Source organism: Flavobacterium subsaxonicum WB 4.1-42 = DSM 21790 (assembly GCF_000422725.1).
Taxonomy (GTDB): domain Bacteria; phylum Bacteroidota; class Bacteroidia; order Flavobacteriales; family Flavobacteriaceae; genus Flavobacterium; species Flavobacterium subsaxonicum.
The window spans coordinates 643,864-658,324 of record NZ_KE383909.1; the positions used below are offsets into that span (position 1 = coordinate 643,864).

A 14,461-nucleotide genomic window follows, 5' to 3' on the forward strand; every position below is an offset into this window, starting at 1 on the left:
TTTTAGACCATCCAATTATTAACATTTAAAATTTACTATTATGAAACACATTTATTTGTGTGCCGCTGCGCTTGCTTTAGGTTTATGGCAGGCCAATGCGCAAACACCGGTGGCGGTAGGTTCGGGCAGTTATGCCAGTGCTGTACCCGCAGCTGAAGACATCGACTGGAATGAAGATGGCGTGGGAGACATCTTCCCCTTCATCAATACCCAGACCATTTATGTACAACCCGGCGAAACCCGCCCAATACCCACTAACGACTGGTGGACGAGCCTTTTGGTAGAGCAGTATAGCGGCCTGTTGTGGGCCTATCCGTTAATGGTAGATGCCGAGAGCTACGGGCCGCGTATCTTTTTCCCCAACAGTTTTAGTGCCGATGGCAGCAACATTGTTTACGGTGGCAGTATGATGATTAAAGCCACGGGTTACACGCCGGAGAAAGCCATTGCTAAAGACTGGAGCGACTGGGGCGTGGTAATGGGCATACCCGATGCAGCCCACAACAAAAACATAGATGTTACCATGGCACACGGCATACCGTTTGTATGGCTGCAAACCCAGGGCGTTAACCCGGAGCTTTCTTTTGATGCAGGGGCATCGTACCTTACGGCGGCGGGCACTGCGGTGCAGTTTCCTACCACAAGCTCTTTTGTGGTGCAAACCGATGGGCGCTATATGGGCGTACACCTGCCGGGCAATGCATCGGCAGAGATACAAAACCAGCAGTATGTGCAAATAGACCTGGGCAGCACGCAGCCCATTACCAAAGTAAGCCTAAATTGGGAGGCTGCCTTTGCCAAAGGCTATGGCATACAGGTTTCAACCAACGGCAGTACATGGACATCTGTAGCTACCGAAACCAATGGTAACGGAGGTATTGATGATATTACCCTTAACACATCGGGCCGCTACGTTAGGGTAGTGTTTAACGAACGGGGAACCATCTATGCGTATTCGCTTTGGGAGGTATCGATATTTAACGGTGCCACACTGCTGTCTTTAAATAAAACGGCAACGGCAGCCTCTACAGAGGCTAATTATTTTGCCACCAGCCTTACCGATGGCAATACCGGCACGCGCTGGGCATCGGATGCATCGCAGTTCGAAAAATTAGTAATCAACACAGGTAACGGCGGCAGCTATTTTGTGGTATCGGCTTTGCACAATCCTGCCGAGCTTACTACGTATGAGACCTATGCTTTTAACCGCGTTACCAATACACAGGTGCTTTATGATTATACAGCAGCTACCGGTAAGGTAGCCACCACATGGAATATTACCACCGCCAACCTAAAAGGGCAGGCTAACGGCAATACCGTGCAGGGTTTCCTTCCGCATTTGTATTACAATGCAGCCAATACCGTAAACTTTAATACGCCAACGTATGTTAGCCCTCGTGGTACGTTAAAAACCGCCAACGGCAAGAGCTTTACGTTTACGTACGATTTTAACGGAATCATCCCCTCATACAATTCGCCTTACAGCAACAGTGCCGATGCGCACCCGTATGACGCCGATGTTATGTTTAACCTGCTTACCAATTTTTCTAAAAAGCAAGGTTATGGCGGCGATACCTACTGGGGTGGTAAAGACCTTGTAAATTATGCTAAATACATGCTTATGGCTAAAGAGGTTAACCATCAGGCGTATGAATCGCTAAAGGCAAAAACCAAAGAGTCGTTGATTAACTGGCTAACCTACACCCCGGGCGAAACGGAGAAATTCTTTGCACGCTACGACCGTTGGAAAGCCATTGTGGGCTTTAACGAGTCGTACGGGTCATCGCAATTTACAGACAACCATTTTCACTACGGCTATTTAATACAGGCATGTGCCATGTATGGTATGGTAGACCCGCAGTTTTTAACCGATTACGGACCTATGATTAAACTCGTGGCCCAACAATACGCCAACTGGAACCGTAACGATACTTTTTTGCCGTACCTAAGAACGTTCGACCCTTGGATAGGCCACAGCTATGCAGGTGGCACCAGCTCTTCTACAGGTAATAACCAGGAGTCGACATCTGAAGCCATGCAATCGTGGACAGGCTTGTTTTTATTGGGCGATATGCTTAACGATGAGTCTATTAGAGATGTTGGTGCTTTTGGTTACACCACCGAATCTTTTGCTACGCTTGAATATTGGTTCGACTGGAAAAACCGCAACCTCCCGGCGGCTTACCCGCACGATGTAGTGGGGATACTCTCTAACCAGGGCTTTGCGTATGGTACGTACTTTAGCGCCAGCCCTGTACACATTCATGGTATACAATACCTGCCTGTTAACCCAGGGTTTAAATACCTTGCCCGAGATAAGCAATGGGCGGCAGGGGAGTACGCTGATATGATGACCGAATCGGCCGCTATAGACGGCCACCAGAATGAACTTGATTTTGGCGACGACTGGGCGCATGTAGCCCTTGGTTTCCGCCAGTTGTACGACCCGGAATATGTGGCCGGATTTATGGAAGATAACCTTGCCCTTGCGCCAACAAGCCCCGATTATATTATGGATTATGAGGCTGCGGGAATGACGTACTATTACACCCATGCCAACCAAAACCTGGGCGATTTCTCGTTTAACTACAGGACCAACTTCCCTACAAGCAGCACGTTCGAGGTTAACGGCACCTTTAGCCATGCCGTGGCGTATAACCCAACAGCTACCGCAAAAACCTGTACTATTTATAATTCGAGCAATGGGGTAGTGGGTAGCTTTACGGTACCGGCTTACACTATGGTAACATATCCGTCGCTGCCAACAACAGGGCAGCAGCCAACCGGATGCTATGGCCTGGCTCCCGTTGCGGCAACAGCAACATCGGGCGGCAACAGCATCGCTGCGGCTATAGACGGTAATCTTGGCTCACGTTGGGAAAGTGCCTTTGCCGACCCTCAAACCCTTACGGTAGACCTTGGTGTGTCATCGCACGTAGACGCCATTACCCTTAGCTGGGAGGCCGCCAACGCTAAAGACTACACCCTTAGCGGATCTGTAGACGGAAATACATGGGCCCCCGTTGCAACAAAAACCAATATGGCAGCCGGAGCACGTACCGATGTGATAACTAACGTAAATGCCAACTACCGATACCTGCGCATGATAGGCACAGCACGCACCATACCTTACGGTTATTCTATTTACGAATTCGAAGTGTGCGGTAGCGCGGCCTCTACGCCAACTACCAATTTTGTAACGTTACCGGCACAAATTCAGGCCGAATCGTATACTGCACAAAGCGGCGTTCAGTTAGAAACTACTTCAGATACCGGTGCAGGGCAAAATGTGGGCTACATAGATACCAACGATTATATGGACTACCAGGTGTATGCACCTACGGCAGGCAGCTATCCGGTACAGTTCAGGATATCGAGTCCGTATACCGGTACAAGTATTCAGCTACTTAGTAACGGCAATGCAGTGGGCACTTACACGCTAACCAATACCGGCGGCTGGCAAACATGGCAAACCGTAAACGGTACGGTAACATTACCGGCAGGTAACCAAACGCTACGTGTAAAAGCTAACGTGGGCGGTTTTAACCTTAACTGGTTTAATGTGGGCAATGTAGGTAGCGGGCTGCGTTTTGGTAATTTAGGCACGGGAGAGAAGGAAACCGATGAGGTTTCGGGCTCATTTACCAGTGTTACCCAGATCTATCCTAATCCGGCACACAACTTAATCAATGTGGTAACAGATAAAGATGCCGATGTAGCCATATATAACGTAAACGGCGCCCTGATTAAGCAACAGGCTGTTAAGCAGGGCGAAAGCCAGATAAACATAGAAGGCTTTGCCAGCGGTGTTTATTTTGTTCGCGTAGGCCAGGAAACCTTTAAGCTTGCTGTCGAGTAACTTTATATAGACCAATTTTGTTAAGCAACCCCACCTAAAAAGTGGGGTTGTTTGCGTTTATAATGTAGTTGCTTCCCTTAATGATAGGACTATCAGCTACGATAGTAGTTAAATACCGCTTAGTATTAGACATAGTTTTGTTTTAAAATCTATTAACGAATTTTAAATTATGAAACTACTTAATATTGTAAGCAGCATTAAAGGAGATGCATCGTATAGCATACAACTATCTAATGCCATTATAGAAAGCATAAAAAAAGTACACCCCGATACCACCGTGCTAACCCGCGATTTGGCGCACAACCCTTTTCCGCATTTAGAGGAGACGCACATACAGTCGTTCTTTACCCCGGCCGAAAACCATACCGAAGCGCATAAGGCAGCCATTAAGCACTCTAACATCGCTGTCGCCGAACTTTTTGATACGGATGTGATTGTAATTGGCGTGCCGTTTTACAATTTCGGCATACCATCTACCCTAAAATCGTGGATAGACCATATTTGCAGGGCAGGTATTACCTTTAGCTATGCTGACGGAACCCCTAAAGGCCTTGTAACCGGTAAAAAAGTATTTTTAGCGGTTGCTTCGGGTGGTATATATTCGGAAGGCCATATGACGGGCTATGACTTTGCCGAACCGTACCTGCGCACAACATTAGGCTTTTTAGGCATGACCGATGTTACCACCTTTAGGTTAGAAGGTGTTAACTACCCAGATAATACCGATGCTGCCGTTGCCAAAGCGTTCGGGCTGGTAGAGGCATTTGATTTCTAAATAATTGTTCTGTTTTATATAGGAAAGGCCGGGGTGTAGTGCTCCGGTTTTTTTTTGTTTAAGGCAGAGTGGACATGTCGTTAAAAACATTTTAATGGCTATCTCTGCTAACCGCTACATTAAAATAATTTAGCCCATTGTTACAGCACCCCAATTGCTACATTAATAAATTGCGCCATTGATAAATTAAAATTATCTTTGCCCGCAGCAACACAAACCGTTACATAATGAGTTCTGATACCAGCAAACGCTATAGCCAAAGGGGAGTTTCGGCTTCTAAAGAAGATGTGCACAACGCCATAAAAAACATAGATAAAGGCCTGTTTCCTAAAGCTTTTTGCAAAATTGTGCCCGATTACCTTACGGGAGATAACAATTATTGCCTTATTATGCATGCCGATGGCGCGGGTACAAAATCGTCCCTTGCCTATATGTACTGGAAAGAAACCGGCGATATATCGGTTTGGAAAGGTATAGCACAGGATGCCCTGATTATGAATATAGACGACCTGCTTTGCGTAGGTGCTGCAGATAATATAATGCTTAGCAGCACTATTGGCCGTAATAAAAATGTTATTCCGGGCGAGGTGCTTTCGGCCATTATTAATGGTACCGAAGAACTTATAGAAGAGCTTAAAACTTTTGGTGTTACCATACATTCTACCGGTGGCGAAACCGCCGATGTGGGCGATTTAGTGCGTACCATTATTGTAGATAGTACTGTTACAGCGCGTATTAAGCGCAGCAACGTTATAGATAACGCCAACATACAGCCGGGGGATGTTATTGTAGGCCTTGCCTCTTTTGGGCAGGCAAGCTACGAAAAAGGCTATAACGGCGGTATGGGCAGCAACGGGTTAACATCGGCACGCCATGATGTGTTTAACAACTACCTGGCAGCTAAATACCCGGAAAGTTTTGATGCGGCAGTTCCGTCAGACCTTGTGTACTCAGGTAACGTAAAACTGACCGATGAGGTAGCCAACAGCCCTATAGATGCGGGTAAACTGGTACTTTCGCCAACGCGTACCTATGCACCCATCATCAAAAAAATATTGGAGAAATATACTCCGCAGGATATTCATGGTATGGTACATTGCAGTGGTGGTGCACAAACCAAGGTGCTGCACTTTGTAGACAACGTACACGTGGTTAAGGATAATTTATTCCCCGTTCCGCCATTATTCAAGCTGATTCAGGAGCAAAGTGGTACCGACTGGAAAGAAATGTACCAGGTATTTAACTGTGGCCACCGTATGGAGGTTTATGTTCCGGAAGCATTGGCTCAGGATATAATCGATATTTCTAAGTCGTTTAACGTAGACGCGCAAATTGTGGGCAGGGTTGAGGCTTCAGACGCTAAAAAACTGACCATTACCAGCGAATACGGTACTTTTGAATACTAACATTAATGGAACGCGGATGACGCGGATTTAAGCAGATTCACACGGATTTCTTTATATTATATAACAAACAGCCATCTTTACGGATGGCTGTTTTGTTGTTTTAAGTATGCTGTGTCATTTTAAGCGAAGTGTAACATACTTACACAGAAGCACTAACAGCCTTCATCTTCAAGTAGCTTCCTATGTTAAACACCGCAATAGAAACCACTATAAGCGAGTAGGCCGCTATTTGCATAGCAGATATTTCTTCGCCATAGTAAAAGGCGGCTAAAAAGAACCCTATAAGCGGGTTAATATACAGCATAATACCCAGTGTAGACGAACTGATGCCCTTTAATGCAAACAGGTTAAGCAGCATAGGGGTAATGGTAAAAAATATGGCAATTATAAGTATGTAGCTGTAAAATACCGCTTCGGTAGGTAATGGGCCACTATACACCGGGTAAAACGGCAGTAGTATTATAGATGTTATAAGCAACTGAACCGACAGCAACAGAAATTTATCAATGCCTTCAAACTTTTTTTGCAACACTAAATACAACGCATAGCTAATAGCTACTATAAAGCTGTAAAACACATCGTTAAAGCTGTTGTAAGACAACATAATGCATCCAATAAAGCTTAGCCCCACTGCACTCCATTGCAGCCTGCTTAGCTGTTCTTTTAATATTAAAAAGGCACAAACCGTAGTAAGTATTGGGCACAGCAGGTACGAGAAGGATGCCGCCTTTACGCTAATGTGATTCATTACAAAAATAAAAAAGAACCAGTTGGCACAAAGCAATAACGAACTTATTACGGTGATAATAAGTAGGTTTTTACGTTTTTTGGGTTCAAGCAGCATAAAGCTGGCCCTGCTTTCGGCAATATTCTTTCGCCTGAAAAGTAAGTTGGTAAGCCACATAAGCACCACACAAAAAAAGATGCGGTAAAACAATATATCCGGCGATGGGTAGGCCTGTAACGGCTTGAGCACAAAGCTAAAAAATCCCCAAATTATAAATGCGGTAATAGCGGCAAGGTAGTATTTCGGGAATTTCATTTAACAAATTTTCGGCAAATTTAATCAATTATATGATATGGAATGCGGATGAAACGGATGCTTCGTACCCAGATTTACATACCTAAATCAATAATTTTAGCAACCGTATGATAATAAGAGAAATCCGTTAAATCCGCGATTGCGAAGCATCCGTGCCATCCGCGTTCCATCTAAAATATTCCATAGTAATAATAATTTTAAAAAATTAAAAAACGTTCTATAAATCACTAACTTAGCAATTCTCTTACCTGCCGTGCATGAATATTATAGAACTCGAATTACTAAGTGACGACCTTGCCGAAACCGAAAAATTTTACAAGAAGGTTTTGGGCCTGGAACCGTATTTAAAAGAAGACCGGTCCATACTGTTTTTCAATGTGGGCAGCACGCGGCTTATCTTTCGAAAGTCAGATAATATCCACCCTGTTTACCATTTTGCAATAGACATGCCCAGCAACCGTTTTTTCGATTCGCATAATTCAATTAAGCAAAACACAGCTATACTGCCTGTTGAGGGCGATGATATTGCCAATTTTACCAACTGGGATGCCAAATCGTTTTACTTTAACGATAACAACGGCAATGTAATAGAGATAATTACCCGATACCCAAACAAAGCTTATTATAACGAAGCATACAGCAGCAAGGCTTTTGTTGCCATTAGCGAGATTGGCCTGGTAACCAGCAACGTACCCGAATTGGCTGATACGCTTAAGAATGAGTATGGTATACCCATTTTCCACAGGCAGCCGCGGGGCAAGAAGTTTACCGTTTCCGGAGATGATTGTGGCCTGTTTATTATTGTCGAAAAAAACCGAGACTGGTATCCAACCACTGTAAAAGCGCGCTCTTTTACCACCCGTGTTTTATATATGGATAACGGAAATGTGGGCTATATTGTGAGATAAATTATACCTACTTAATTTTATCGGGCATAAATGTTTTGATTTCTTAATAAATATGTAAATTGCGTACTTAAAATTGCATATAATTCAATATGGAGCCAGTAGTACCTTATATTCCTAAAAATAAAGTTAGAATTGTAACCGCGGCATCGCTTTTTGATGGGCATGATGCTGCCATAAATATAATGCGCCGCATAATCCAGGCTACTGGTGTAGAGGTAATTCACCTTGGGCACGACCGTAGTGTGGAAGAAGTTGTAAATACTGCCATTCAGGAAGATGCCAACGCCATAGCGCTAACATCCTACCAGGGTGGTCATAATGAGTACTTTAAGTACATGCACGACCTGCTAAAAGAAAAAGGTGCCGGGCATATTAAGATATTTGGCGGCGGGGGCGGGGTTATCCTTCCCGAAGAAATTGCAGCCTTGCACGAGTACGGCATTACGCGTATTTATGCACCCGATGACGGCCGCGAACTTGGGCTTCAGGGAATGATAAACGACTTGGTTCAAAAATCTGACTTTGCCATTGGCGATGTGCTTAACGGCGAGGTTAAACACCTTGAAGATAAGAACCCTACGGCAATTGCAAGGGTTATATCGTCGGCAGAGAATTTCCCTGATGTGGCTAAAGCTGCTATGGATATCATCCATAAACAAAACGAAACCAGCAAAATACCTGTTTTGGGTATTACCGGTACGGGTGGTGCAGGTAAATCGTCGTTAGTAGATGAGCTGGTGCGCCGCTTTTTGGTCGATTTCCCTGATAAAACACTGGGGCTTATATCGGTAGACCCGTCCAAGCGTAAAACGGGCGGCGCCTTACTGGGCGACCGTATCCGAATGAATGCCATTAACAACCCAAGGGTGTACATGCGTTCGCTTGCCACAAGGCAAAGCAACCTGGCGCTCTCCAAATATGTTGCCGAGGCCATACAGGTGCTTAAGGCGGCCAAATACGATTTGATCATTCTGGAAACATCGGGCATTGGACAGAGCGATACCGAGATACTGGAACACAGCGATGTATCGTTATATGTAATGACGCCTGAGTTTGGTGCCGCCACTCAGTTGGAGAAGATCGACATGCTTGATTTTGCCGACCTGGTTGCTATTAACAAGTTCGATAAGCGTGGCTCTCTTGATGCCCTGCGCGACGTTAAAAAGCAGTACCAGCGCAACCACAACCTGTGGGATGCCAACCCCGATAGCCTGCCGGTGTTTGGTACCATTGCCTCGCAGTTTAACGACCCGGGTATGAACACCTTATACAAAAAAATAATGGATAAGGTGGTAGAACGTACCGGTGCGCCGTTAGATTCTACCTTTGCCATTACCCGCGAAATGAGCGAGAAAATATTTGTAATACCCCCACACAGAACGCGTTACCTTAGCGAAATTGCCGAGAATAACCGCAAGTACGATGCTACGGCACTAAGCCAGCAGGAGGTTGCCCAAAAGCTGTACGGTATTTTTAAGACAATAGAATCTGTATCAGGTACTAAGCTTGCGCTGACGAAATTCGGGCTCGAAACAGAGAGCCTTCAACAGGTTGAAAATGATAGCAATAAGGATTTCCTTAAAATGCTTGTAGCCGAATTTGACCGTGTCAAGATGAACCTCGATCCTTACAACTGGGAGATCATATTAACCTGGGATGATAAGGTTAATAAATACAAAAATCCGGTGTACTCATTCAAGGTACGCGATAAAGAAATTAAGATAGCCACACATACGGAGTCGCTGTCGCACAGCCAAATACCTAAAGTATCGCTGCCTAAATACCAGGCCTGGGGCGATATTTTGCGCTGGTGCCTGCAGGAAAACGTACCGGGAGAGTTCCCGTTCGCATCCGGATTGTATCCGTTTAAGCGTGAGGGCGAAGACCCATCGCGTATGTTTGCCGGAGAAGGTGGGCCGGAGCGTACCAACAAACGTTTCCACTATGTAAGTGCCGGTTTGCCTGCAAAGCGCTTATCTACAGCGTTTGACAGCGTTACGCTGTATGGTAACGACCCTGATTTGCGCCCCGATATTTACGGCAAGATTGGTAATGCCGGCGTATCTATCTGTTGCCTGGATGATGCCAAGAAATTGTACTCCGGGTTTAACCTGTCGCATGCGTTAACGTCTGTAAGTATGACGATTAACGGGCCGGCGCCCATGCTGTTGGGCTTTTTTATGAATGCCGCCATAGACCAGCAATGCGAGCTGTACATTAAAGAACAGTGCATTGAAGAAGAGATTGACCATAAAATTAACCAGATATACAAGCAAAAGGGCTTAGAACGACCACGTTACAACGGCGACCTACCTGCTGGCAACAATGGTTTAGGCCTTATGCTTTTAGGGGTTACGGGCGACCAGGTTTTACCGCATGATGTTTATAACGATATTAAAGTCAGAACGTTATCGCAGGTTCGTGGTACTGTTCAGGCCGATATTTTAAAGGAAGACCAGGCACAGAATACCTGCATCTTCTCAACCGAGTTCGCTTTGCGCCTGATGGGCGACGTGCAGGAGTACTTTATTACAAAAAATGTACGAAATTTCTACTCGGTTTCTATATCGGGTTACCATATTGCCGAGGCCGGTGCCAACCCTATTACGCAGTTAGCCTTTACGTTAAGTAACGGTTTTACCTATGTAGAGTACTACCTGAGCCGTGGCATGAGCATTAACGACTTTGGCCCTAACCTATCGTTCTTTTTTAGCAACGGGGTAGACCCTGAGTATGCCGTTATAGGCCGTGTGGCGCGTAAAATATGGGCTAAAGCCCTGAAAAACAAGTACGGCGCCAACGAGCGTGCCCAAATGCTTAAGTATCATATACAAACATCAGGGCGGTCGTTGCATGCGCAGGAGATTGATTTTAACGATATCCGTACCACATTGCAGGCACTATATGCCATTTACGATAACTGTAACTCGTTGCATACCAATGCTTACGATGAAGCTATAACCACGCCAACGGAAGAATCCGTTCGCCGTGCAATGGCTATACAGTTGATTATCAATAAAGAACTGGGTCTTGCCAAGAACGAGAACCCTATACAGGGGTCGTTTATTATAGAGGAGCTAACCGACCTTGTTGAAGAAGCCGTATTGGCTGAATTTGACCGTATTACAGAGCGTGGCGGTGTACTTGGTGCTATGGAAACCATGTATCAACGCTCTAAAATTCAGGAGGAAAGCCTTTATTATGAGACACTTAAGCATACAGGCGAGTTCCCAATCATTGGTGTAAATACGTTTTTGAGCTCTAAAGGGTCGCCAACGGTGGTTCCGGCAGAGGTTATCAGGGCAACCGAAGAAGAGAAACAGTTCCAGATACAAACGCTTAAAAACCTGCATTCGTCTAATAAAGAGGCAGTTGCTAAAAGTTTAGCCGCCGTTCAGGAGGCCGCCATCCAGAATAAAAACATCTTCGAAGAGCTTATGGAGGCCACCAAAGTATGCTCGTTGGGGCAAATAACATCGGCACTGTTTGAAGTAGGGGGGCAGTACCGAAGGAATATGTAGATTATTTAAGATTTAATATTTAAAAATTAAGATGGGCCTGCAAAGCCAAAAAAGTGCTTAATATTTCACTTTCGGACTTCGAGATTGACAAGTTTCAGGAGTTAAAATTTTTGATTCCTGAAAATCCTTCAAAAAGTCAAAAAAGTGCTTGATATTTCACTTTTGGACTTCGAGATTCGCACTTTTCCATTTTTTGGAAATGCAGCAAATAAAAAATGTAAAAGAGTTACTGAAGAAATGCCTTCAGTAACTCTTTTGCTTTTATGTTGTAATTTTGCACCAGGATTTCTTCACACAAAAAGCATCATGAAAATTTTAAATTATCAGAATTTTAAAGCGGCAGATTTTAGTTAGAAAGGGTGTAATTAATTTTAAAGATGGAGGGGGGCACAAGGCTATAACTATAGCGCCGTGTGTGCAACACATCCATCTACTTTTTTTAAAATCAATAAAATATCTAATTTCTTATTTTTAATTAATACCTGTAAATATTTAAAAATCAGGTACTTATATCTGATTTTGCATGACCGTTAATTTATAGTTTTGAAAAAGATAGCAAGCTTATTTACAAGCAGGTACATAATTAAAGTTAACCTGTGTTGGTGTGCGACTCATTATCCGGTTGGATCCGCCGGAATTTTAAGTCAGTCCATCTGTTTCGTAATTACCATCCTTATCAATAAATCTCAAAGGATTATTAAATGCAAATCTATATGGTGTCCAATCAGCTGATTTAGCTGTAAAAGGGTCAGGACTAAACCATCTACCCACTCTTGGGTCATACATCCTAGCTCCAAAGTCATAGTTGTTTCCCTCCCCTTTTACCTCGTCATCCATTTCCTGCCCTTGGAAACCATACCTGTAATCGGGTGTGTTAGCATGGCGGTTGGGTACGAGCATACCAAAAGAAGGCACATTATGTAATTAAAATATAATCAAATATAACAATTTAAAGATGATAAAATAAACTTCACAAATGATGCGCCGCACAGCCATAACCACTCTTTTAATACTGGGTATGCCAGAGCATTTAGTACGCAAAATAAGCGGGCATAGCACCGTAAGCGGCTTTTTTAACCGTTACGTACATTATGCCCAAGCCTATAAAGAAATTGAAAAAGTGCATAGTAAGTTGGAGGTTTATAATGTGTAAGATACTTAAAGTTGTCTTTTTTCAAAGATTATTATGGTAAATGACAAACTCCATAAAGAGCACATTATGGAATAGCCATAGTCAAATCGTGTAATATTACTAATCGAATTCATTATAACCCATGAAATAATTGTTAAAACAACTAATTTAATTATTGATATTATATTTATATCAACTTTAAAATGTTTGCTAAGAACAAGGGCTGAGAGACAAATATAAATTAGAAATAAAGCGACATCTTGAAAAATAGGGTTAGGTAATATCTCAATCAAAAGAAAAAAAACAACACATAAGAAAATACTGACTATGAATAGTATAATAAGTGAACTAAAAAAAAAACTATATCTGTAATTAGAAAAATACATTTTCAGAACTGATAAATAACTACAATAGATTGTAAATGTTCCTATTAACGATCTGTGGAATATACTATTCTCTAAAAAAGATGTGATTACTAATAAAGCAATATTTAAAAGAAAAAATGATATAAAAGTCCAACTTAAATTCATCTTACAATTTATTTTCCTCATAATAGCAATTTATTTCGTCGTTAGCTCTTTCTATCTCTGCTGCAGGTTTTGGTACTAATTTACCACTAGTGAACTGATGCTCATTCGGCCACAACATATACATCGGCACATTGAATCTTCCCATAGTACCCGAATCATCATCAGTTAAGTCCACATTGAACAATTGAAAACTTGGAAAAAAATGTTTTGATATACCCAAAGTGCCCAAAACACCCTCTTTACGAGCAAGATTATTTGCATTGTTAAGTGCGCTAGTTCCATTATATTTTGTATAAACATTAGGAGCAACAAGATATACTTGTTCATCAAGTATGAATTCCTTGTCCTATTCATACAAATCTACGACACATTCGCCTTCACCTCCGTATAAAACAGCATTAAATTTGCCAATAGCATATTCAGCTATACCTATGTTTAAATCCTTCATAAGCTGTCCTGTGCTTGGCAAGAAGACTCCTGTCTTTATTGAAGCAAAATTTTCTTTTGTATATTCAAATGTGTCAGCTAATTCATCAACTAGATACATAGCCCCTTTTGCCCACCTACTACCATAACCTTTTTTATCCATCGCATTTTGAGTCCAAATATAGTAATCCCTTACATGACTGAAAGAATATGAATCCTGCATATATGAACCAATTGTGCCTGTAGTCAATTTATCCACATCTTTATTTCTAGTTATATAAGCCATAGCATTTTGCCAGCGATTACTTCGATGAATTCTGTCTTGCGTAAACCACACTCCATCGGAACCATCTAATAAATTACCATTTAAAGCAGCATCTCCAGTATGCAATTTATATGCTATATAACTAGCAAACTCCTCTCCACCTTCTAATTCTTTATGCGAAATCACCTTATTACCACTAAATGAGTAAGGACTATAATGGGGGTAAATTCTTTCAAGTGGATCTACCGCAAAAAATCTACCCACCCTTGGGTCATGCATCCTAAAGGTATAATTCAGGCTATTTCCTTCTCCTTTTACCTCGTCATCCATTTCCTGCCCTTGGAAACCATACCTATAATCGGGTGTGTCAGTATGGCGGTTAGGCACAAGCATACCGAAAGGATATAACACATATTTCTAAGAACGTATTGTAAAAATACGCTTTTAAACAAACAAAATCCTAACCATAACAGTTAGGATTTGTATTATAGTGTAGAGGGAACGGATTGCAAATCCGAGCTATCTGGGAATGATAAACTAAAAACTATAGATTCAATACAAATCTTTACAGACACGAGCCAAGAGGCTCGTGCTAGC

General features: G+C 42.9%; 10 protein-coding genes. 7 read left to right on the forward strand and 3 right to left on the reverse strand.

Features of this window, described 5'->3' with window-relative positions; genetic code table 11:
* Window positions 1-40 precede the first annotated feature (40 nt).
* The 3 genes from G509_RS0113310 to G509_RS0113320 all read left to right on the forward strand — a co-directional run bounded on the left by G509_RS0113310 (window position 41) and on the right by G509_RS0113320 (window position 6,040).
* Window positions 41-3,859: a glycosyl hydrolase gene (locus G509_RS0113310; protein WP_026991984.1), complete on the forward strand. Its 3,819-nt coding sequence runs from the start codon at window positions 41-43 to the stop codon at window positions 3,857-3,859.
* 169 nt (window positions 3,860-4,028) lie between these two features.
* Window positions 4,029-4,634 carry an FMN-dependent NADH-azoreductase gene (locus G509_RS0113315; protein ID WP_051200214.1) on the forward strand — a complete coding sequence of 202 codons (606 nt, stop codon included), beginning with the start codon at window positions 4,029-4,031 and terminating at the stop codon, window positions 4,632-4,634.
* A gap of 227 nt (window positions 4,635-4,861) precedes the next feature.
* Window positions 4,862-6,040: an AIR synthase related protein gene (locus G509_RS0113320; RefSeq protein ID WP_026991986.1), complete on the forward strand. Its 1,179-nt coding sequence runs from the start codon at window positions 4,862-4,864 to the stop codon at window positions 6,038-6,040.
* Between the two features lie 139 nt (window positions 6,041-6,179).
* Here the strand turns inward: G509_RS0113320 and G509_RS0113325 are convergent, their stop codons facing one another.
* Window positions 6,180-7,082 (reverse strand): EamA family transporter, encoded by a 903-nt coding sequence (locus G509_RS0113325; protein ID WP_026991987.1) that lies wholly within the window; start codon window positions 7,080-7,082, stop codon window positions 6,180-6,182.
* A gap of 257 nt (window positions 7,083-7,339) precedes the next feature.
* On the opposite strand from G509_RS0113325, the gene G509_RS0113330 reads away from it, so the two are divergent.
* The 3 genes from G509_RS0113330 (at window position 7,340) to G509_RS23380 (ending at window position 11,865) form a co-directional block, all read left to right on the forward strand.
* Entirely contained in the window at window positions 7,340-7,990 is a 651-nt protein-coding gene (locus G509_RS0113330; RefSeq protein ID WP_026991988.1) for a VOC family protein, read from the forward strand.
* An 89-nt stretch (window positions 7,991-8,079) separates the two neighbouring features.
* Window positions 8,080-11,511 (forward strand): methylmalonyl-CoA mutase family protein, encoded by a 3,432-nt coding sequence (locus G509_RS0113335; protein WP_026991989.1) that lies wholly within the window; start codon window positions 8,080-8,082, stop codon window positions 11,509-11,511.
* Window positions 11,512-11,655: 144 nt separating this feature from the next.
* Window positions 11,656-11,865 (forward strand): hypothetical protein, encoded by a 210-nt coding sequence (locus tag G509_RS23380; RefSeq protein WP_131450684.1) that lies wholly within the window; start codon window positions 11,656-11,658, stop codon window positions 11,863-11,865.
* A 285-nt stretch (window positions 11,866-12,150) separates the two neighbouring features.
* On the opposite strand, the gene G509_RS0113340 is transcribed toward G509_RS23380, so the two are convergent.
* A complete protein-coding gene (locus G509_RS0113340) occupies window positions 12,151-12,411 on the reverse strand; it encodes an RHS repeat-associated core domain-containing protein (protein WP_026991990.1) in 261 nt (86 codons plus the stop codon).
* A 76-nt stretch (window positions 12,412-12,487) separates the two neighbouring features.
* Between G509_RS0113340 and G509_RS23385 the strand changes: the two genes are divergently transcribed.
* A complete protein-coding gene (locus tag G509_RS23385) occupies window positions 12,488-12,664 on the forward strand; it encodes a hypothetical protein (protein WP_154657774.1) in 177 nt (58 codons plus the stop codon).
* An 855-nt stretch (window positions 12,665-13,519) separates the two neighbouring features.
* Here the strand turns inward: G509_RS23385 and G509_RS22935 are convergent.
* Window positions 13,520-14,257, reverse strand: coding sequence for an RHS repeat-associated core domain-containing protein (locus G509_RS22935; protein ID WP_052111481.1), 738 nt, complete (start codon window positions 14,255-14,257; stop codon window positions 13,520-13,522).
* Between the last annotated feature and the right edge of the window lie 204 nt (window positions 14,258-14,461).